Source organism: Phenylobacterium sp. (assembly GCF_030698145.1).
Lineage (GTDB): Bacteria > Pseudomonadota > Alphaproteobacteria > Caulobacterales > Caulobacteraceae > Phenylobacterium.
In genome coordinates, this window is the sequence record NZ_JAUYNW010000047.1 from 63,363 (window position 1) to 85,029 (window position 21,667).

Annotated in this window: 16 protein-coding genes; 8 read left to right on the forward strand and 8 right to left on the reverse strand. The window is 69.0% G+C overall.

Annotation, left to right across the window (positions count from 1 at the left end):
* Window positions 1-231: 231 nt before the first annotated feature.
* From Q8Q77_RS06095 to alr, 3 genes are all read left to right on the forward strand, one after another.
* Window positions 232-2,709 (forward strand): TonB-dependent siderophore receptor, encoded by a 2,478-nt coding sequence (locus Q8Q77_RS06095; protein WP_305582185.1) that lies wholly within the window; start codon window positions 232-234, stop codon window positions 2,707-2,709.
* A gap of 170 nt (window positions 2,710-2,879) precedes the next feature.
* Complete coding sequence (locus Q8Q77_RS06100; protein ID WP_305582187.1) at window positions 2,880-4,373, forward strand: replicative DNA helicase; 1,494 nt, start codon at window positions 2,880-2,882, stop codon at window positions 4,371-4,373.
* 19 nt (window positions 4,374-4,392) lie between these two features.
* Window positions 4,393-5,469 (forward strand): alanine racemase, encoded by a 1,077-nt coding sequence (alr, locus tag Q8Q77_RS06105; protein WP_305582189.1) that lies wholly within the window; start codon window positions 4,393-4,395, stop codon window positions 5,467-5,469.
* Here the strand turns inward: alr and Q8Q77_RS06110 are convergent.
* Window positions 5,466-6,650, reverse strand: coding sequence for a Yip1 family protein (locus tag Q8Q77_RS06110; protein WP_305582191.1), 1,185 nt, complete (start codon window positions 6,648-6,650; stop codon window positions 5,466-5,468). The genes alr and Q8Q77_RS06110 overlap by 4 nt on opposite strands.
* Before the next feature lie 141 nt (window positions 6,651-6,791).
* Between Q8Q77_RS06110 and radA the strand changes: the two genes are divergently transcribed.
* The 5 genes from radA to Q8Q77_RS06135 are packed head-to-tail and all read left to right on the forward strand — an operon-like array spanning window position 6,792 to window position 12,004.
* A complete protein-coding gene (radA, locus tag Q8Q77_RS06115; protein ID WP_305582193.1) occupies window positions 6,792-8,156 on the forward strand; it encodes a DNA repair protein RadA in 1,365 nt (454 codons plus the stop codon).
* Complete coding sequence (locus Q8Q77_RS06120) at window positions 8,147-8,782, forward strand: CvpA family protein (protein WP_305582195.1); 636 nt, start codon at window positions 8,147-8,149, stop codon at window positions 8,780-8,782. Before radA ends, Q8Q77_RS06120 begins: the two co-directional genes overlap by 10 nt.
* Complete coding sequence (gene purF / locus Q8Q77_RS06125; protein ID WP_305582197.1) at window positions 8,779-10,278, forward strand: amidophosphoribosyltransferase; 1,500 nt, start codon at window positions 8,779-8,781, stop codon at window positions 10,276-10,278. Before Q8Q77_RS06120 ends, purF begins: the two co-directional genes overlap by 4 nt.
* Window positions 10,275-11,258 carry a bile acid:sodium symporter family protein gene (locus Q8Q77_RS06130; RefSeq protein ID WP_305582199.1) on the forward strand — a complete coding sequence of 328 codons (984 nt, stop codon included), beginning with the start codon at window positions 10,275-10,277 and terminating at the stop codon, window positions 11,256-11,258. Before purF ends, Q8Q77_RS06130 begins: the two co-directional genes overlap by 4 nt.
* Complete coding sequence (locus Q8Q77_RS06135) at window positions 11,255-12,004, forward strand: SDR family NAD(P)-dependent oxidoreductase (protein ID WP_305582200.1); 750 nt, start codon at window positions 11,255-11,257, stop codon at window positions 12,002-12,004. Before Q8Q77_RS06130 ends, Q8Q77_RS06135 begins: the two co-directional genes overlap by 4 nt.
* Here Q8Q77_RS06135 and der read toward each other — a convergent pair.
* From der to Q8Q77_RS06170, 7 genes are all read right to left on the reverse strand, one after another.
* Window positions 11,952-13,604, reverse strand: coding sequence for a ribosome biogenesis GTPase Der (gene der, locus Q8Q77_RS06140; RefSeq protein ID WP_305582202.1), 1,653 nt, complete (start codon window positions 13,602-13,604; stop codon window positions 11,952-11,954). The two genes, Q8Q77_RS06135 and der, sit on opposite strands and share 53 nt — an antisense overlap.
* A 20-nt stretch (window positions 13,605-13,624) precedes the next feature.
* Window positions 13,625-15,031, reverse strand: a complete 1,407-nt coding sequence (locus Q8Q77_RS06145; RefSeq protein WP_305582204.1) for a PQQ-like beta-propeller repeat protein — start codon at window positions 15,029-15,031, stop codon at window positions 13,625-13,627.
* A complete protein-coding gene (locus tag Q8Q77_RS06150; RefSeq protein WP_305582206.1) occupies window positions 15,028-15,804 on the reverse strand; it encodes a tetratricopeptide repeat protein in 777 nt (258 codons plus the stop codon). Before Q8Q77_RS06150 ends, Q8Q77_RS06145 begins: the two co-directional genes overlap by 4 nt.
* A gap of 80 nt (window positions 15,805-15,884) precedes the next feature.
* Complete coding sequence (locus Q8Q77_RS06155) at window positions 15,885-17,174, reverse strand: MFS transporter (protein ID WP_305582208.1); 1,290 nt, start codon at window positions 17,172-17,174, stop codon at window positions 15,885-15,887.
* Between the two features lie 71 nt (window positions 17,175-17,245).
* The gene (locus Q8Q77_RS06160) at window positions 17,246-19,474 is read right to left on the reverse strand and encodes a TonB-dependent receptor (protein WP_305582209.1); all 2,229 of its coding nucleotides are present in this window, start codon (window positions 19,472-19,474) and stop codon (window positions 17,246-17,248) included.
* Between the two features lie 162 nt (window positions 19,475-19,636).
* A complete protein-coding gene (locus Q8Q77_RS06165; protein WP_305582211.1) occupies window positions 19,637-20,335 on the reverse strand; it encodes a TetR/AcrR family transcriptional regulator in 699 nt (232 codons plus the stop codon).
* Window positions 20,332-21,588, reverse strand: coding sequence for a dicarboxylate/amino acid:cation symporter (locus Q8Q77_RS06170; protein ID WP_305582213.1), 1,257 nt, complete (start codon window positions 21,586-21,588; stop codon window positions 20,332-20,334). The genes Q8Q77_RS06165 and Q8Q77_RS06170 overlap by 4 nt, the downstream gene beginning before the upstream one ends.
* Window positions 21,589-21,667: the final 79 nt, after the last annotated feature.

Genomic DNA, 21,667 nt, shown 5'->3' on the forward strand with positions numbered 1-21,667 from the left:
GGCCCGTCTTCGAGACCTTCGACAGCGGCGCGGAACCCACCGGTTCCGCGCCGTTTTCTTTGGGCGGAACGGATACTCGCCCGTAGATGCCGAGTAACTGAGCAGCTACACATCGCGTTTGTGCAATTTTGTGACAGTTTTGCCATACCGGCTGGCGACAAACGCCAGTAGCTTCAAACCCCTAGACGCCAACGCGCGGTCGAAGAGCCCGCGGGCATACCTGGGGGAAACATGAACTCTCGTCACATTCTGCTCGCGACGGCTTCGGCCGCGACCCTGCTCACCGCCGGCCAGGCGATGGCCCAGGCGGCGGCTCCGACAGAGGTCGAGGAATTCATCGTCACGGGCACACGCGCCGCCAACCGCACCGTGCTGGACACCGCCGTGCCGGTCGACGTGATCAGCGCCGCGGAGCTGGGCAATCTTGGTGTGACCGAGCTCAACCAGGCCCTTTCGGTCGCCCTGCCCTCGTTCAACTTCCCGCGCCCCGGCCTGGCCGACGGCACCGACACGATCCGTCCGGCGACCCTGCGCGGCCTCGCACCCGACCAGACCCTGGTGCTGGTGAACTCCAAGCGCAGGCACTCGGCGTCGCTGGTGAACGTGAACGGCACGATCGGCCGCGGCGCCTCGGCCGTGGACCTGAACACCATCCCCTCGGTCATGGTGTCCTCGATCGAAGTGCTGCGGGACGGCGCCTCGGCCCAGTATGGCTCGGACGCCATCGCCGGGGTGCTGAACCTGCGGCTGCGCGAAGCCTCCAAGGGCGGCGGCATCGTCGCCACCTACGGCGCGCGCTTCACCACGGTCGACACCCTGGTCGCCCCCGTGCCGACCGGCGCCAACTGGACCGTGGCCGACAAGGCCAGCTACGAGCGCACCGACGGCGAGACCGCCACCCTGGCCGGCTGGATCGGCCTGCCCGTGGGCGAGGGCGGCTTCCTGACCCTAGCGGCGGAGTATCTCGACCAGCAGAAGACCATCCGCACCGCGCCCGACTGGCGCCCGCAATACGCCCTGGTCGCAGGCGCCTTCGATCCGCGCGAGGCCTCGTTCGACCGCTACAACGCCTGGTACGGCGAACCACGCGTCAAGCAGTACACGCTGTTCGCCAACGGCGGCTTCGACGTCAGCGACGCCGTCAGCCTCTATGGCTGGGCCAGCTACCAGAACCGCGACGCCACCTCGGCCGGCTTCTTCCGCCGCGCCCTGGACGACCGCAACATCACCTCCATCTACCCGAACGGCTTCCTGCCGCTGATCAACCCGATCGTGGAGGACCGCTCAGTGGCCGGCGGCGTCACCTGGAAGCTGGGCGACTGGGATATGGACACCTCGCTGGTCTACGGCTCCAACTCGATGGACTTCACGATCCGCGACACGCTCAACCGCTCGATCGGCCCGTCCAGCAAGACGGTCTTCGACGCCGGCGGGTTCGAGTACAACCAGCTGGTCTTCAACCTCTCGGGCGTGCGGACCTACGACATGGGCCTGGCCTCGCCGCTGAACGTGGCGGCCGGCGTCGAGCTGCGGCGCGAGAACTACCAGATCCACGCCGGCGAGCCGGATTCCTACCGCAACGGCGGGGTGCTGCTGAACGGAGCGCCGACCCCCTCGGGCGCACAGGTCTTCCCGGGCTTCCGGCCCTCGAACGAGCTCGATGAGGAACGCACCTCGGTCGGCGTCTACCTGGACCTGGAAGCCAACCTCACCGAGCAGTTCCTGGTCTCCGGCGCCCTGCGAGCGGAGTCCTACTCCGACTTCGGCGAGACGGTCACCGGCAAGCTGGCGGCGCGCTACGACGTCAATGACAGCTTCGGGATCCGCGGCTCCGTCCAGAACGGTTTCCGCGCGCCGTCGCTGCAGCAACAGTTCTTCTCGACCACCTCGACCAACTTCATCAACGGCGTGCCGTTCGACATCACCACTTTCCCGGCGACGGACCCGGTGGCCGCGGCCCTGGGCGCGCGGCCGCTCGACGCCGAGAAGTCGGTCAACTACGCCATCGGCGCAGTGTTTCGCCTGGGCCGCGTCAACCTGACGATCGACGCCTATCGCATCGAGCTGGAAGACCGGATCGTGCTGTCGGAGAACCTGACCCAGGCCAATGTGCGGGCATTCCTGGTGTCGCGTGGCTTCGTGGCGGTCGGCGGCGGCCGGTTCTTCATCAACGGCGTCGACACCGAGACCCAGGGCGTCGACATCATCGCCAACTTCAAGGTCGATGCCGAGGTCATCGGAACCTTCGGGTTCACCTTTGGCGCCAACTTCAACTCCACCGAGGTCACGCGCGTTCCGGTCACCGCCGCCCTGGCGGCCCTCAGCCCGTCGCCGGTGCTGTTCGACCGGATCAACGTGCTGACTTTTGAGGAAGGCACGCCGGACTCCAAGATCTCGGGCTCGGTGGACTGGAGCCTGGGATCGCTCGGCGCGACGCTGCGGGCCACCCGCTACGGCGAGGTGCTCAGCCCCGGCACCACGGCGGCCCAGGACCTGACCCTGAAGGCGGCGACGGTCATCGACCTGGAAGGCCGCTGGGACCTCAGCGAGCGGGTCCGCTTCTCGCTGGGAGCCGACAATCTGTTCGACGAGTATCCGACGGCCACCCCGCCGGCGCTCAACACCACCTCGAACACGCCGTTCTCAAACTACGCGCCGTTCGGCCGCTCGGGCCGCTATGTCTACGGCCGGATCGCAATCAACTGGTGATCGTGCGAACCTACGTCCGAAACTGACGCGGCGCGGGAGCAAGATCTCCCGCGCCGTTTCCGTTTTTGGCGTGGCGGACGGCGGATGCTTGTCCACAGGCGCCCGGATTTCAGTGGACCGCCAAAGCGCCGCAGTGCACGCCGAGCTCGCGGCGGGATATCGGTTAACTCATGGCTCTCGTTCCCGCCCTCGACCTCCGCCCCGCCCACAATGACGCGGCGATCCCGCACGCCCCGGCCAATATCGAGGCCGAACAGGCCCTGCTGGGCGCCGTGCTCTACGACAACGCCGCCTTCGAGCGGGTCGGCGACTATCTGCAGGCGCGCCACTTCTACGAGCCCTTCCACCAGCGCCTGTTCACGGCCGTCGAAACCGCGGTGCGCAAGGGCCAGCTCGCCGAGCCGATCCTGCTGGCCGAGCTGTTCAGCCGCGACGCGGCGTTCGAGGAGCTGGGCGGCGTGCGCTACCTGGCCGACCTCGTGGACCGCGCCCCGCCCTCGGCCAACGCCAACGACTATTCGCGGGCCATCTACGACCTGGCGCTGCGCCGCGACCTGATCCGCATCGGCGGCGACATCTCCACCACCGCGGCCCAGCCCGACGCCGAGCGTTCGGCCCGCGACCAGATCGAAGCGGCCGAGCAGCAACTGTTCAGCCTGGCCGAGACCGGCTCGGTCAACCAGGGCTTCATACCCTTCGCCGACGCCCTGCATGGGGCGGTGACCATGGCCGCAGAGGCCCACGCCCGCGACGGCGGCCTGGCCGGCATTTCCACCGGCCTGATCGACCTCGACAAGAAGATGGGCGGCCTGCACCCCTCCGACTTGGTGATCCTGGCCGGGCGCCCCTCGATGGGGAAGACGGCGCTGGCCTGTAATATCGCCTTCGACGTGGCCCGGCACTTCGCCTGGGAGCCGCAGCCGGACGGGTCGAAGAAGACCGTGTCCGGAGGGGTCGTGGCGTTCTTTTCGCTGGAAATGTCGGCCGAGCAGCTGGCCATGCGCCTGCTGGCCGAGGTTTCCGGCGTCTCGGGTGACCGGCTGCGCAAAGGCGAGATCACCGCCGTGGAGTTCGGCCGCGTGCGCGACGCGGCGCTGGAGATCCAGGACGCGCCGCTGTTCATCGACGCCACCGGCGGCATCACCATCGCTAAGCTGGCCGCCCGCGCTCGGCGGCTGAAGCGGACCAGCGGCCTCGACCTGATCGTCATCGACTACCTGCAGCTGGTCACCGGCGGCGACGGGACCGGCAAGAACGACAACCGGGTGCAGGAAGTCTCGATGATCACCCAGTCGATGAAGTCCCTGGCCAAGGAGCTGTCGGTGCCGATCATCGCGCTCAGCCAGCTCTCGCGTCAGGTGGAGAACCGCGAGGACAAGAAGCCCCAGCTCTCCGACCTGCGGGAGTCCGGCTCCATCGAGCAGGACGCCGACATGGTGATGTTCGTCTATCGCGAGGAGTACTATCTGGGGCGGACCGAGCCGCGGGAAGGCACGCCCGAGCACCTGACCTGGCAGGAGCAGATGGACCAGGTGGCGGGCATGGCCGAGGTGATCATCGGCAAGCAGCGCCACGGCCCGATCGGCACGGTGAAACTGTCCTTCAACTCCGACATCACCAAGTTCGGCAACCTGGCGCGCGAGGGATTCTACAACGCGCACTAAACCGGTTATGGGAGCGGCGATGCCTGCTTCCTCCTCCGCACGCCTGACCATCGATCTCGACGCGCTCGCCCACAATTTCGCGGTGCTGCGCGCCCTGGCCCCGGGGGCGGAGTCCGCCCCGGTGGTCAAGGCCGACGGCTATGGCCTAGGCGCGGTCCAGGTGGCGCGGCGGCTGTGGGCCGAGGGTGCGCGGGCCTTCTTCGTGGCGCGGCTGAGCGAAGGCGAGGCCCTGCGCGCCGGGCTGGGCCACCCCGCGACGATCTATGTGCTGGACGGCTTCACGGCTGGGACGGGACCGCGCCTGGCCGCGGCCGATCTCACCCCGGTGCTGTCCAGCCTGGCCCAGGTGGACGCCGCGGGCGCCTTCGCCGCTGGCGAGCCGCTGGGCGTCGCCCTGCAGGTCGACACCGGCATGAACCGCCAGGGCCTGACGCCGGCCGAGGCCCGCGCCCTGGCCGGCGCTACGCCGTCCGGCCTGAAGGTCGAGGTGATCATGAGCCACCTGGGCTCCGCCACCGATCCGGCCGACCCGCGCAGCGCCGCCCAACTCGCCGCCTTCGCCGCCGTGCGGCCGCTGTTCCCGCAGGCCCGCGCCAGTTTCGCGGCCTCGGCGGGCATGGCGCTGGGCGCCGGCTACCAGTTCGACATGGTCCGGCCGGGGATCAGCCTCTATGGCGGCGGGCCGGAGGAACGGCCCGATCCGCGCCTACGCGCCGTGGCGACCTTCGAGGCGCCGATCCTCTATGTCCGCGACGTGGCCGCGGGCCAGATGATCGGCTACGGCTCCAGCAACATGATCGAACGCGACAGCCGCGTGGCGGTGCTGGCCGCGGGCTATGCGGACGGGCTGATCCGCGCGGCGATGGGCGCCAGTTACGCCTGGTTCGCTGGGGCGCGGCGGAGGGTGGTGATTGTCACCATGGACCTCATCGCCATCGAGATCGGCGAAGCCGAGGCGAACCCCGGCGACATGGTCGAGCTGCTAGGCGCCAATGTGCTGCTGGACGACCTTGCCGCCGCCGCCGGCACCGTGGCGCACGAGTGCCTGGTGCGCCTGGGCGGGCGGGCCGAGCGGGTCTATCTGGGCGAGCGCTAGCCCTTCTTGGCCAGGGCCTCCAGGCGCGCGACGCCGACGGCGGCGACGGCGGCCTTGAGGTCCTGGACGCTGACGCCGCGGCCGTCGGCGGCGACCATGAAGCGGTCGCCGACCAGGACGTTGTACTCGCCGTGCTTGGTGGAGCTGTCGTAGGACTCCGTCGTCATCCGCCCATCGACCTTGCCCACCTTCTCATAGCGCCCGTCGCTCTCGCTGGAGGACTCGACGTTGAAGGCGCCGGCCATGCCGGCCAGGGCGCCGGCCGCGCCCAGGTCGGTGACGCTGAGCCGGATGGTGGCGTCGCCCTTGGTGTAGACGCCCTCGGCCTGGGAGCCGCTCATGCCGGCCGCGCCGCCGGAACCCGTGGTGACCTCGGTGCGTGCCATGCCGGCTACGTCGGCCGGCAGATAGGCCTTCAGGATGGACGGATCGGTGGGCGCCGGGCCCTTGCCGCTCTCCATCTGCTTGGCGGCGGCCTCCATCTTCTTCGAGGCGGCCTCCAGCTCGCCCAGATTGACCTTGTTGCCGCCGACGGTGAGCGTGCCCGCCGAACTGCCGTGATCGGCCATCAGGCCCGAGCCGCGGCCCATGCCCATGATCGGACTGACGATGGCCCCGGCGATGATCGCCAGCACGATGGCGGCGATGACGACCACGACGGTGTAGGTCGTGGCCTTTTCCTCGGGCGCCTTCATCAGCTTGGGCAGACCCTTGTAGAGCAGGAACAGGCTGTAGAGGCCGAGCAGGCCCAGGATGCTCAGGGGCGGGAAGACCTGGAACACGCCGGCCACCCAGCTGGCCGTGCCGGCGTAGGTCGCGACCTTGAAGGCCTGGATCTGGTTCTTGGTCCCGCCGAAGCTGGGCGCCAGGCCGTCGATGATCAGGGCCAGCACATAGACGCCGATCAGGGTGGCGCAGAAGCCCACCACCGCGCCGGAGACCGCCCAGAGGATCGGCGGCTTGTAGCTGACGCCGAACATGCCGTAGCCGAACACGATCGCCCCCAGCAGTCCGGCCACGGCCGGGATCAGGGCCAAGGGGATGATGTAGCCCTTGTAGAGCCCGCCGATCGTCGCCGGCTCCCCGTCGATCACCTCCCACGTCGCCGTGGGCTGCAACAGAATGGCTTTCACCCGCTCGACGAGCCCCGACGTCGCCGAGCCCGGTTCAACTGCGCTCATAGAGGCCTCCCAGTCAGACAGTCCAATCCCCACATGGGGAGCCTAGCCTAAGCCGCCCTTTCGGCAACCGAGATCGATCCGCGACGGACGCGGACGGCCGGCCCGTCTAAGCTGGCGGCTTCAACGAATCAGGGAGCCCGTATGGCCCGCGACGGCGCCGTCTATGTCTGTCAGTCCTGCGGGGCCACGCAGACCAAGTGGGCTGGGCAATGCCCGGCCTGCGGCGCCTGGAACACCCTGGTCGAGGAAGTGCAGTCGCGGCCGCCCGGCGCCCTGGCCCCCAGCCGCGCCTCCAAGACCCGCGGCCTGACCTTCCAGGGCCTGGACGAGCACACCCCCTCCCCGCCGCGCATCATCACGGGGGTCGGAGAATTCGATCGGGTCTGTGGCGGCGGCGTGGTGCCGGGCTCGGCGATCCTGCTGGGCGGCGACCCGGGGGTCGGCAAGTCGACCCTGCTGATGCAGGTGATGGCCAGCGCCGCGCGGCGCGGGGCCAACTGCGGCTACATCTCCGGCGAAGAATCCCTCGCCCAGGTGCGGGGCCGCGCCCAGCGCATGGGCCTGGCCGACGCACCGGTGAAGCTCGCCACCGAGACCGCCCTGCGCGACATCCTCGACAGCCTGAAGCGCGAGAAGTTTGACCTGGTGGTCATCGATTCCATCCAGACGATGTGGAGTGACGTCCACGAGGCCGCGCCGGGCTCCGTCACCCAGGTGCGCGCCGCCACCGGCGAGTTGGTGCGCCTGGCCAAGAAACAGGGCGTGGCGGTGATCCTGGTCGGCCACGTGACCAAGGAGGGGACAATCGCCGGGCCCCGGGTGATCGAGCACATGGTCGACGCGGTCCTCGCCTTCGAGGGAGAGCGCGGCTACCCGTTCCGCATCCTGCGCGCGGTGAAGAACCGCTTCGGCGCCACCGACGAGATCGGCGTCTTCGAGATGGGCGATTCAGGCCTGGGCGAGGTGAAGAATCCCTCGGCCCTGTTCCTGGACACCTCGGGCGAACGCGCGGCCGGGGCGGCGGTGTTTGCGGGCATCGAGGGCTCGCGGCCCGTGCTGGTGGAGTTCCAGGCCCTGGTGGCGCCCTCGGCCTACGGCACGCCGCGCCGGGCGGTGGTGGGCTGGGACTCAGGACGCCTGGCCATGGTCCTGGCCGTGCTGGAGACCCGCTGCGGCCTGTCCCTGGGCAATCGCGACGTCTATCTGAACGTGGCCGGCGGCCTGCGGATCAATGAGCCGGCCGCCGACCTCGCCGCCGCCGCGGCCCTGGCCTCCTCGGCGCTGGACGTCGCCCTGCCGCAGGACTGCGTGGTGTTCGGCGAGATCAGCCTGTCAGGGGACATCCGGCCGGTCAGCCGCATGGAATCGCGCCTGAAGGAGGCCGCCAAACTGGGCTTCCGCCGGGCGCTCGGCCCCAAGGACATCGACGGCGGCGGGATGAAGATCGACGGGGCCGCGCGCCTGGCCGACGCCGTCGCCCGGATCGGCGAAGCCCAATGGGACTAGGCCCCCTGCCCTGGTTCGATATCGTGGTGGGCCTGATCCTGCTGGTCTCGGCGGGCGCCGGCCTCATCCGCGGCGGCACGCGCGAGATGGTGACGGCCCTGGCCTTGATCCTGGCCACGGTGATCGCAGTGTTCGGCCTGCGCTACACCGGCGCGATCGGACGCGACCTGATCGATCCCGACTGGCTGGGGACCCTGACCGCCGGACTGGTGGTGTTCGTGGCGGTCTACGCCCTGCTGCGGATCACCGGAGCCGGCATGGTGCGCAAGATCCAGGGCATCCAGGTGCTGGGCATGCTGGACCGGATCGTGGGCCTGGGATTCGGCCTGATCCGCGCCCTGGTGGTGCTGGGCGCCTTCCACCTGGTGTTCCACGCCGCCACGCCGCCGAATCGGCTGCCCCAGTGGATGAGGGGTGCGGCGTTTTATCCCGTGACCCGCGCGGCCGCCGACACGCTGAAGGCCTTCATGCCCAAGGGTTTGGACCTGGCTGACAAGCTGCGCGCGCCCCTGGGCGAGGCGGTTCGTGACGGTTCGACGACCGCTGGGGGTGACTCTCGTGACGCTCAGGGCTATGACCCCCGCGACCGCGGCGGGCTCGATGATCTGGTGGAGAAATCCCGATGACCCAGGATCTGGATCGATGGCGCCCTGCGGCGCCGCCACACCGGGATCCTGACGACGACACGCCCCGCCTCGAATGCGGGGTCTTCGGGGTCTTCGACGTCAACGCCGCCGCCGCCATCACCGCGCTCGGCCTCCACGCCCTGCAGCATCGCGGCCAGGAAGCGTGCGGCATCGCGGTGTTCGACGGCCACCGCTTCCACACCGAGCGCCATATGGGCCATGTGGGCGACGCCTTCGCCGGCGCCGACCTGGTCGACCGCCTGCCCGGCCACTGCGCCATCGGCCACACCCGCTACTCCACCGCCGGCGGCAGCTTCATCCGCAACGTCCAGCCGATGTTCGCCGATCTCGAGGCCGGCGGCGTGGCCCTGGCCCACAACGGCAACCTGACCAACTTCCTGACCCTGCGCGAACAACTGGTCTCGGAAGGCGCGATCTTCCAGTCGACCTCGGACTCCGAGGTAATCCTCCACCTGCTGGCCCGCTCCCGGAAGGCCCGCTTCGTGGACCGGTTCATCGACGCCCTGTCGCGGATCGAGGGCGGCTACGCCCTGGTGGCGCTGACCAACAAGAAGCTGGTGGGCGTGCGCGACCCGCTGGGCATCCGCCCGCTGGTGCTGGGCGAGATCGACGGCAAGTACGTGCTCGCCTCTGAGACCTGCGCGCTCGATATGATCGGCGCGCGGTTCGTGCGCGACATCGAGCACGGCGAGATGGTGGTCATCGACCACGACGGCATCGAGAGCCTGAAGCCCTTCCCCGCCGCCCGCGCCCGGCCCTGCATCTTCGAATACGTCTATTTCGCCCGGCCCGACTCCGTGGTGAACGGCCGCTCGGTCTATGACGTGCGCAAGCGCATGGGCCGCAGGCTGGCCCAGGAGAGCCATGTCCCCGTCGACGTGATCGTGCCGGTGCCCGACTCCGGCGTGCCCGCCGCCCTGGGCTACGCCCAGGAGACCGGCGTGCCCTTCGAGATGGGCATCATCCGCAACCACTATGTGGGCCGCACCTTCATCCAGCCGACGCAAGGCGCCCGCGAACTGGGTGTGCGCATGAAGCTCTCGCCCAACCGCAACGTGCTGGCCGGCAAGCGGGTGATGCTGATCGACGATTCCATCGTGCGCGGCACCAACTCCGTGCGCGTGGTGCGGATGGTGCGCGAGGCTGGCGCCGCCGAGGTGCACCTGCGCTCGGCCTCTCCGCCCATCAAGTGGCCGGACTACTACGGCATCGACATGCCCGACCGCGAGCACCTGCTGGCGGCCAACAAGTCGGTCGAGGAGATCGCCAAGATCCTCGAGGTCGACTCCATGGGCTATCTCTCGGTCGACGGGCTCTATGCGGCCATGAACGCCGACCCGCGCGACCCGGTGAACCCACAGTTCACCGACCACTACTTCACCGGCGACTATCCGACGCGGCTGCTGGACCGCGAGATCGCCGAAGGCCGCAACGACGGCGCCGACCGCCAGCTCTCGTTCCTGGTCGACGCGTGATCTCAAGGATCGCGGCCTGGCGCAAAGCGCTGGGCCTGGATTGGTATATCGCCGCCATCGTCGGCATGGTCGTGCTGGCCTCGATCCTGCCTGCGCGGGGCGAGGCCGCGCCGGTGGTCGCCACCGCCACCAAGTTCGGCATCGCCCTGGTGTTCTTCCTGCACGGGGCCAAGCTCAGCCCCGACGCGGTGGTCAAGGGCCTGCTGCACTGGCGGCTGCACGGCCTGGTGATGGTGACCACCTTCATTCTGTGGCCGCTGACCGGCCTGGGCGCGGCCGCTCTGCCGAGCTGGGTCCTGCCCGCGGCCCTGACGCCGGGCGTGGTGTTCCTGGCCTGCCTGCCTTCGACCATCCAGTCGGCGATCGGGTTCACCGCCATCGGGCGCGGCAATGTGGCGGCGGCGGTCTGCGGAGCCTCGGTCTCCAACCTGCTGGGCATGATCGTCACCCCTGTGATGGCGGGCGCCCTGCTGGGCGCCCAGGGCGAGGGCGTGTCGCTGGCCTCGTTCCAGGCGATCCTGCTGCAGCTCCTGGCGCCCTTCGTGGCGGGCCAGGTCCTGCGTCGCTGGGTCGGCGGCTTCATCCAGCGCCACGCCAAACTGTTCGGGCTGGCCGACCGGGGCTCGATCCTGCTGGTGGTCTACAACGCCTTCTCCGGCGCGGTCGTGGCCGGGATCTGGAGCCAGGTCTCGGCCCTGGACCTCGCCAGGATCATGCTGATCTGCGTGGTCCTGCTGGCCATGTCGCTCGGGTTCATGATCTGGGTGGCGCGGGTTCGCGGTTTCTCGACCGAGGATGAGATCGCCATCGTGTTCGGGGGCTCCAACAAGAGCCTCGCCGCCGGGGTCCCCATGGCCGGGGTGCTGTTCCCCGCCGCCACTGTGGGCTTCATTCTCCTGCCGGTGATGCTCTATCACCAGTTCCAACTGATGACCTGCGCCGCCCTGGCGCAGCGCTACGCCAAACGAGTTTCTCCATGACCGCCTCCCTTCCCCTCGACGGCAAGATCGCCCTGGTCACCGGCGCCACCCGCGGCATCGGCCGCGCCTGCGCCCTGGCGCTGGCCCAGGCCGGAGCCCAGGTGGTCGCGGTCGGCCGCACCCAGGGGGCGCTGGAGACCTTGGACGACGAGATCAAGGCCGCCACCGGCAAGGCCGCGACCCTGGCGCCCTTGGACCTGATGCAGGGCGACGCCATCGACGGCCTGGGCCTGGCGATCCACCAGCGGTTCGGCAAGCTGGACATCCTGGTCCATGCCGCCGCGATCCTGGGCGGCCTGACCCCGGTGTCGCACATCGATCCACCGGCCTGGGACAAGGTGTTCTCCAGCAACGTCACCTCGACCTACCGGCTGATCCGTTCGACGGAGCGCCTGCTGCGCGAGTCCGAGGCCGGGCGGGGCATTTTCTTCACCACCGGGCGCGTGGAGCGTCCCAAGGCATTCTGGGGGGCCTACGGGGCCTCCAAGGCCGCCCTGGAGCATCTGGTGCGCACCTGGGCCGACGAGCTGGAGAACACACCCATCCGCGCGGTGCTGGTCGATCCGGGGACCATGCGCACCAAGATGCGCGCCGAGGCCATGCCGGGCGAGGATCCGATGACCCTGCCCGAGCCGGCGGAGATCGGGCCGATGATCGTAGAGCTGGCGCAGGCTGATCTCGGCCTGCCCAAGGTCAACGTCCGCTTTTCCGACTGGGCGGCGGCCGGGAAGCTCGCTTCGGCTTGACGCCGGGGCGCAGCAGCTTGGCCTTGCGTCCCTTGGGCGTGGGGCCCGCGCCGATCTTGAACTTGCCCACCGAGGCGAGCTTGGTCTTCGGCTTCACCTTGGGCTTCGGCTTGGCCTTCACGACCGGCGCCTCGACCTCGGCGGCTGCGGCCGCGGCGGTGATCCGGGCGCGGGTGGCCGCGACGCCCTTGGGGGCGGCGGCCTTCTTGCCGATCTTGGGGGCGAAGTTGGGGGCCGAGGAGCGGGGCGCGGGCCCGCCCTTGTCCTCGCCCTCGGCATAGGGGTTCTTGTTCGACTTGACGGTCAGCCGCATGGGCACGCCAGGCATGTCGAAGCTCTCACGCAGCGAGTTGATCAGGTAGCGCCGATAGTGGTCGGGCAGCTGGTCGGCGCGGGTGGCGAACAGCACGAAGGTCGGCGGCCGGGCCTTGGTCTGGGCCATATATTTCGGCCGCACGCGGCGCCCGCCCACGGCCGGCGGGGGATGGCGCTCGATGGCCATGTGCAGCCAGTCGTTGAGGTCGCGGGTCTTGACCTTGGTCGACCAGTCCTTGTGGACCTTGAACACCGCCGGCATCAGCCGGTCGAGGTGGCGGCCGGTCTCCGCCGACAGGGCGACCACGGGAGAGCCGCGAAGCTGCGGCAGCAGGCGACCGGCCTCCTCGGTGATGTATTTCAACGTCGCGCCCTGGTCGGCCACCAAGTCCCACTTGGCCAGGCAGAAAACGAGCCCACGTCCTTCTCGTTCAACAAGATCGGCGATCTGCAGGTCCTGGATCTCGAAGGGGTGGGTGGCGTCCATCACCAGGATGACGATCTCGGCGAACGTGATCGCCCGGATCGAGTCGTGGGTGGAGAGCTTCTCCAGGTTCTCCTGAACCTTGGCCTTGCGGCGCAGGCCGGCGGTGTCGACCAGGCGCACGGCCTGACCGTCCCAGGTCCAGTCCACCGAGATGGCGTCGCGGGTGATGCCGGCCTCCGGGCCGGTCAGCAGCCGGTCCTCGCCGATCAGCTTGTTGACCAGGGTCGACTTGCCGGCGTTGGGGCGCCCGACGATGGCGATGCGGATCGGCTTGTCGTCTTCCTCGGCCTCGGAGTCGTCGGCCTCGGGCTCGACCGCCAACAGGGCTTGGAAGAGATCGGCCATCCCCTCCCCGTGCTCGGCGGAGATGGCGATGGGCTCGCCCAGACCCAGGCCGAAGGCCTCCATGACGCCGACGTCGCTGGCCTTGCTCTCGGCCTTGTTGGCGGCGACCACTACGGGCTTGTCGTACTTGCGAAGGATCTCGGCGAACACCTCGTCCATCGGGGTCACGCCGTCGCGCGCGTCGATGACGAACAGGGCCACGTCGGCCTCGGCGATGGCGAGCTCGGTCTGCTGGCGCATCCGCGACTCGAGGCTGTCGTCGGTGACGTCCTCGAACCCGGCGGTGTCGATCAGCTCCAGCTCAAGATCGCCGATCCGCCCGGTGCCATAGCGCCGATCGCGGGTGACGCCCGGCTGGTCGTCGACGATGGCGAGCTTCTTGCCCGCCAGTCGGTTGAACAGCGTCGACTTCCCGACATTGGGACGCCCGACAATAGCTAGCCGCATCGGCATGGCGTCACGTTTCGTCCGGGTTAGCGCAGCGCGATGAGTTGAGCCTCATCCGTCACGACATAGATGGTGCCGTTCACCGCGATCGGACCGATCAGGGTGGGGGCGCCGAGGTTCACGGTCTTCTCGATCTCGCCGGTCTTGGCGTTGATCGCCACCAGCTCGCCGCTGGTCCCGGCCACCACGATGCGGTTGGACGCCAGCACCGGGCTCGACCAGATCGGGCGGGTCGAATACTTCTTCTTGCCGCCCAGGAAACTCATGCCCATGAACCCCCTGCCGCGCAGCTTCTCGCGACCGACTCCGAGGTCGCGGATCCAGTAGATCTGGCCGCTCTCGCGGGCCGCGCAAATCACCTCGCCGGACTTGGACACCACATAGACCACGTCGCCCGCGGGCCAGGGACTGGTGATGCCGGTCACCGGCAGGGTCCAGCGCGCCTGGCCGGTGCGCAGGTCGGTGGCGGCGAACACGCCCGAATGGCTGACCGCGAAGACGTCGCCCTGGAAGATCACCGGACGTCCGGGGATATCGCGGATTTCCGACAGGGCGTTGTTGCGGTTGGCGCGGCTGAGCGCCTCGTTCCACAGGTCGTTGCCGTTGGCGGCGCGCAGGGCGACCAGTTCGCCCGACCCGAAGGCCGCAACCACGGTGTCGCCCGAGACCGCCGGCGAGGAGGCCGCCAGGATGCGCGCCGATTCCGACAGCCCCTGATAGGTCCAGCCGTCGGCGCCAGTGGCCGCGTCGAAGGTGAGCAGGGTGTTGTCCACCGCCACCACGAACATGCGCCCGCCCGAGACGGTCGGGGCCGCGTGCAGCGGCTGTTCAGTGGTGGTCTTCCACGCCACCGCGCCGGTGTCGGCGTTGAGCTGGGCCACGAAGCGGTAGCCGGAGCTGACATAGAGCTTGCCGTCGGCCACGGCGAGGCCGCCGCCGAAGCCTTCCTTGTCGCGCTTGCTGTCGGGGCGGAGGCTGACCTTCCAGACCTGCGAGCCCGACTGGGCGTCGAAGGCCGAGACGTTGGCGCCGCCGTCCATGACGAAGATCTTACCGTTGGCCGCAACAGGCGGGGCGGTGACATAGGCGCCCTTGCCCGAGCCCTCGCCGAAGCCGCGCTTCCAGGCGATGGACAGGTTTCCACCCGCCTCGGCATGGCCGACGGACTGTTCGGCGTTGCCGCCGGGCAGCGGCCATTCAGCGACCGCCGCGGGGGCGGGCAGGAAGAAGTCGGCGCCCTTCAGGGCCTCGGCGACCTCCAGGGTCTGGTCGGCGGCGACGATGGCGATCCGTTCACCCTCGGCGGCGGTCTCCTGCGGGCCGTCGTCCCCACCCTTGAACGGGTTCAGTCTGCTGATCGTCGAGCAGCCGCCCACGGTCACGCTGGCAGCGAGAAGGAGAACAAGCAGGCTGTTACGGCGCATAGGCGTCATTGGGGTCCGGGGGCTGGCTGTTGCGGCGCGGGCTGGGGCGCGAGTCCAGGCGGCAGGGCGCCCGGGGGCAGCGTGACGGGCGGCGGCAGGGCCATGGCGGCCTTCACCGCGCCGGGGATGGCCTTGGCCGAACTGGAGTCGATCAGAGCGATGGCGGCCTGGGCGCGCTGGGCCACGCCCTCGCCCGCATCGGCCATCAGCGACAGCACCACGAAGTCGCTGCGCGCGCCCGTGGCGTCGCCGGCCATGATCTTGGCGAAGGCCAGGGCTTCACGCGCCTCGACGCGATAGGGCCGGCCTTCTTCGGTGAGCGGCTTCAGGCGCGCCTCCATGTCCTTGTACGGGCTTGAGTCGAGCAAGGCGAAGGCGGATTTGAGGCGGGCGATGTCGCCCAGGATGGGGGTCGGCGCGGCCTCGGCGGCCTCGTCGAACAGCTTCACGGCCGCCGGGACCTTGCCGTCGGCGAGCTGCAGGCCGGCGAGCTGCTGGAGGGCCAGGGACTTGTAGGCCTTGGACGGCGACTTGGCGACCTCGCCCCAGAGGCGCACGGCCTCGTCGCGCTGGCCGCCGTTGAAGGCCTCGACAGCAGACGCGTATTGGTCAGACGCCTGGGCGTTGGTCTTGGCCTGGTAGGTCTGATAGCCCCAGACAGCCAGGGCGACGACCAAGGCCAGGGCCAGCACCCCGCCGACCCACGGCAGGGATTTCAGCGCAAGCGCCTTGTAGCGGTCGGAGCGGAGCTGCTCCTCGACCTCTTCAAAGACATCAACCACGAAAGGGGACTCCGCGCGAAAGGGCGTTAGGGATTTGAGCGGGGGAACCTATAGCGGCGGGGCGTGCGCTGCAACGCTCCCTATTGGTCGACCCAATCGCGCTTGATGACGCTCGAAGCGGCCACGAAGAGCAGCGCGCTCAGCAGGTAGAAGCCCAGGCCCGAATAGATGGCGTAGCGAAGGGCCTCGGCGCCGAACCGCGGGGTCAGGAGGTCGGAGACCGCGCCAAAATAGTAGGTGCCCAGGCCAAGCCCGATCAGGTTGTTGACGAACAGGAAGCAGGCGCTGGCGGTGGATCGCGAGGCGGGCGGCACCAGGTGCTGGACCGCGTTGATCACCGGACCGACCCAGGCCAGGTTCAGGCCCTGGGGGATCAGGAACAGCAGGAAGGCCACGACCATCGACTTGGCGCCGATGGCGAAGAAGAAGCATGGCAGGGCCAGGGTGAATGCCGCAGCCGGGATCAGCAGGTAGAAGCGCTTGTCGCGTCCGCCCATCCGGTCGCCCAGCCAGCCGCCGGCCCAGATGCCCAGCACGCCGCCGACCAGGGTGATCGTGCCCAGGAACAGCGAACGGTCCACCAGGCCCATGCCGAGGCTGCGCTCGAAGAAGGACGGCAGCCAGAAGGCGACGCCGTAGCCGCACACCGACGAGGCCGAGGCCGCCAGCGAGATCAGCCAGAAGCTCGGCTTGCGGAGCAGCAGGCCGATCGCGCCCTTGGGTGGGGCGACGGGTTCGGTCTCGGGGATCGGCGCGCCGGCCTCTAGGTCGGCCAGACCCCGGCGCGGCTCGCGCACCACGAGCCGGAAGATCGGCGCCAGCAGCACGCCCGCGACGCCGACGATGATGAAGGCCGCGCGCCAGTCGATGGTCGCCGCGATCAGCCCGCCGAACAGGATGCCGAGCGCGCTGCCCACGGGAATGCCGAAGGAATAGGCCGCCAGCGCCCGGGCGCGCTGGTCCTTGGGGAAATAGTCGGAGATCAGGGAATAGGCCGGGGCCACGCCGCCCGCCTCGCCCACGCCGACGCCCATGCGGCAGAGGAAGAGGGGCCAGAAACCGCCGGCGAAGCCGCAGAGCGCCGTGAAGCCGCTCCAGATGGTCAGCGCCCCGGTCATGATCCAGGTGCGGCTCCACCGGTCGGCGAGCCAGGCGATCGGGATACCCAGGCCCGTATAGAACAGGGCGAAGGCCAGGCCGCCCATCAGGCCGAGCTGGCTGTCGGTGAGGTTGAGGTCCTTCTTGATGGAGCCGGCCAGGATCCCGAGGATCTGACGGTCCAGGAAGTTGAAGGTGTAGGCGATGATCAACAGCGCCAACACCGCATAGCGGTAGCCGCCGCCCTGCTCCGCCGCTCGCGCGTTCGCCATGGCCATGGTCAAGCCCTAACAGGAATCGAAAGGGCGCGAAGCCGAAAGCTCCGCGCCCCCTAAGGAGAAGCCTAGAACTTGGCTTCCAGCGACAGGGTCACGGTGCGCGGCGGGCCGTAGTAGGCGGTCACCGAGTTGCCGAACAGGACGCCAGCCGATTGCGGGAAGTTGTAGCCGCCCACGCGGTAGCGCTCGTCCGACAGGTTCTTGCCGTGCAAGCCGACCGTGTAACGGTCGTCCACCGAGGACCAGACCAGGCTGGCGTTGGTCAGCCAGTAGGCCTTCTGGTCCAGGGGCGAAGGGATTTCAAACATGTTGAAATCGCTGCGGTAGGCGGCGTTGGGCGAGAAGGTGAGCTTGCCGTGGTCGCCCAGGTCGTGGACGTAGGTCAGACCGAAGCTGCCGTTCCATTCCGGGGTGTTCTGGAACACCCGGGCGTTGGAGAAATCGCGCACCACCGGCGGGGCGACGGTGAGGTCGAGGGCTTTGTATTCGTCGAACTCGGCCTTGATATAGCCCAGCGAGAAGTTGGCGCTGAGGTTGGAGGTGAAGGCCGCGACGCCTTCCAGCTCGAAGCCCGACATGTGGCTCTCGCCCACGTTCAGGACCTGGCTGGCGATGGAGGCGCCGACCGGGGTCTGCTGGGTGATCTGCTGGTCCTGGTACTTGCCGTAGAAGACGGCGCTGGCCAAGGACAGGCGGCGATCGAAGAAGTAGCCCTTCAGACCCGCCTCGTAGGAGTCGACCGTCTCGGGCTCGTAGCCGTTGATCGAGGTCGGCGTCAGGACGAGGTCGGAGCGCATGTCGAAGCCGCCCGACTTGAAGCCCTGGCTGTAGGAGACATAGCCGGTGAGTTCGGAATTGAACTCGTAGCGCAGCGAGACGCGCGGAGTGAACTTTTCGAAGTCCTTGGTGTTGCTGTAGTTCGATCGCACCAGGCCCGGAATCGCGGTCGGATTGCCGAACTGCGGGCTGATCAGCCCGGTGAAGTTCTGCCGATAGACCTGGCCCGTCTTCTCGTCCTTGGTCCAGCGGCCGCCAACGGACAGGGTGAGCGCATCGGTGAGGTCGTAGCTGACGTCGGCGAAGGCCGACCAGCTCTTGGTGTCGACATGGCCGGCGGTGGCGATGGTCAGGTTGGCCTGGCTCAGCACCGTGTCGAAAGCGCCGGCCGCCGTGGCGTTCAGGTAGAACAGGCCGGCCACGGCCTGCAGGCGCTCGCCGGTATAGAGCATCTGCAGTTCCTGGCTGAACTGGTGGTCGCTGTAGCGGGCCGGGATGTCGAGGATCTTGGCGGGCAGCTCATCGAAGTCGATGGGACCCAGGGTCTCGCCGGCGCGGTAGGCGGTGATCGACTTGAAGGTCAGCACGTCGCTGACATTCCACTGACCCAGCAACGAGACGCCGCGGGTCTCGACCCGGTTGACGTCGCCGGCGCCGGCGTAGGTGTCGTAGACATCGGACGGCGGGGCGCCGCCGGCGATGGGAACGCCCGCGGCGCTCAGGGCCTGGGTCTCGCGGTGGCCGTGGCGGGGATTGGACTTGTCCTGGACGATGTCTCCCGACAGGCGGAAGAACAGGTTCTCTGTCGGCTCCCACTCGGCCGTGGCGCGCGCGGCCCCGACGTCCTTGTTGTAGTGCTCGGCGCCCGTGTTGAGGTTGGAGCCATAGCCGTCGCGGTCAAACTTGGCCCAGGTCAGACCAAGGCCCAGGGTGTCGCTGACCTTGCCCTTGGCGGAGGCCACGAAGTCGCGCTGGCCGTAGGAGCCGAACGCGCCCTTGAACTTCATCTCCGGCTCGCCCTGGATCTTGGCGGTCACGTACTTGATCGCGCCGCCGATGGTGTTGCGGCCGTAGAGGGTGCCCTGGGGTCCGCGCAGCACTTCGATGCGCTCGATGTCGAACACGTCCAGCACGGCGGCCTGCGGCCGGGCGACATAGACGTCGTCGATATAGAGGCCAACGCCCGGTTCGAAGCCCCACAGCGGATCCTGCTGGCCAACGCCGCGGATGAACGAGATCAGGGTCGAGTTGGAGCCCCGCGCCACCTGGACGGTGAGGTTGGGGGTGGTCTGCTGCATCACGGTCAGGTCGACCGCGCCGGTGCGTTCCAGCCGTTCGGCTGTGACGGCGGTGACGGCGACCGGCACGTCCTTGAGGTTCTCGTCGCGACGACGCGCGGTCACCACCAGTTCCTCGACGGACACGCCGTCGGCGTCGGGCGCCTGGGCGAGCGCCATCGTCGCCATGCCCGACCACGCCGCGCCCGCCAGGAGCGCCGCCTTCATCATGTAGTGCATCTTGTCTCTCCCAGGCGCGGCCGTTGGACAGCCGGCGATCATTGAAATTCATCGGAAGACGAATTTCGCGGAGACTGAGACTATTCTGGCGTGTGCCGCCAGCCGTCCCGCGACGGTTTTGGTCGTTTTTTAATCAAGTGATGAATTGGCGCCACAGGGACGCTAGCCGAGCTTCGGCTTCCCGACGATCGCTTCGAAGCCGGCGGCGCAGTAGTCGAACAGCCGCGCCCGGACGGCGTCCAGATCGGTCGAGCGGCAGAGCCCTTCCGAGAGTTGGTCAATGCGGCCGGTTTCCGACAGGGCCAGCATCATCGACCCGGTGAGGAACTGGTAGCCCCAGTAGAGGTCGGCGAGCTCGGCCCCCGGCATGACCTTCTTCAGGGTGTCGATGAAGCGGTGAACCACAGGATCGAAGTAGCGGTGCATGGTCTCGCCGCCCCAGGCCGGGGTGTTGTTCACCAGGGCCACCAGGCGGAAATAGTTCTTCCAGCCGGCCTCGGCGGTGAGGGAACGATCGATCAACGGCCCGATGAAGGCCTCGATCACACCGCTGGCGGTCATGGTCCCTGGATGGGCGGCTTCGTAGGCGGCCATGGCCTGCAGGCGTTCGGCGTTGAGGATCTCCGCGCGGCGCGCGAAGACTGCGTCGAACAGGTCGCGCTTGGAGCCGAAATAGTAGTGGATCAGGGCGGTGTCGACACCCGCCTCGGCCGCCACTTGGCGGGTGGTGACGCCGTAGAAGCCGTGGCCCGCGAACAGCAACTCGGCGGCGTCGAGGATCGCCCCGCGCAGGTCGGGCCCCTCCCCCTTCCGACGTCGGCCACGCGGGGCCGCGACGGGGCGCTGCGCCTGTGCGGTCATGCGCCGGGCCGCCTTTCGACGAGGCAGGTGACGGCCACGTCGGCGGTCACATTGCCCACGGTGCGGAAGATGTCGGGGATGGTCTCCACCGCCAGCAGGATCGGCAGCAGCTCCAGCGGCACGCCCATGATCAGGCAGATCGGGCCGGTGGTGGTGAAGAAGGTGATCTGGCCGGGCAGGCCCACCGAAGCCAGGCTGATCACCGCGGCCACCCCGACGCCGGCGATCAGAAGGGCCGCGGTCAGGTCGACGCCATAGACATGAGCGCAGTAGATCGCCACGCCCAGATTGGCCGCCGGGCTGGTGATGCGGAACAGCGAGACCGCCAGCGGCAGGACCATGCCCCTCACCCGCTCGGTCGTGCCGAGCTGGGCGGCGCCGGCGATCATCGCCGGAAGCGAGGCGATGGACGATTGCGTGGAGAAGGCCACCACCTGGGCCGGCGCCACCGCCCGGGCGAAGGCGAACAGCGGGACGCGGGCGGCCAGCGCGATCAGGTAGGCCAGCAGAGTGACGGCGATGCAGACGCCCGACAGCAGCAGGATGTAGTGCCCGAGCGCGCCGGCCGCGCCGAAGCCCGCCTTGGCGCCGACGATGAAGGCCAGGGCCAGGACGCCGATGGGGGCGACCCAGAGCACCCACTGGACCAGCACCAGCATGACATCCATCACCGCCTGGAAGAAGGCCAGCAGGCTGGTCTGGAGGTCGCCCCGAATCCGGGTGGCGGCCAGGCCGAACAGCAGGGCGAACACGACCAGTGGGGCCATCTGGGCGTTGGCGGCGGCCTCCACGGGATTGGTCGGCACGAAGGCGCGCAGCCAGGCGCCCATGGTCGGGAATTCCGGAACCGTCTCGGCCGAGGCCCCGGCGGCGGCGCGCAGGCCGGCCACGGCCTCGACGGGCGCGGGCCAGGCGGCGAGCACGGCGCTGAGCGCCAGGGCGCAGAAGGTCGCTGAAGCGACCAGCAGCAGGCCGAAGATCGCCAGCGCCTTGGCCGCCGTCCCGCCGGCCGCCGCGGTGCCGGCCGCCGATGCTGTGCCCACCACCAGCAGCGAGAAGACCAGCGGCACGATGGTCATACGCAGGGCGTCCAGCCAGATGCCGCCCACGGGCTCGGCCACCGCCAGGATGTTATCCAGGAACCAGGCGTCGACCAGAGCCGCGCCCAGGATCAGGCCGACCACCAGGCTGGCGAGGATTCGCAGGGTCGACTGACCGGCGGCGGCGCGGAGCCTAGAGGCGAAGGAGGTCATTTCGCGAACCTAGAGCGTTCGCGGGCCTTGGAAACCGGTTTTCGTGCGACGGCTTCGGCGCTGCGGCGCAAGAGCACGA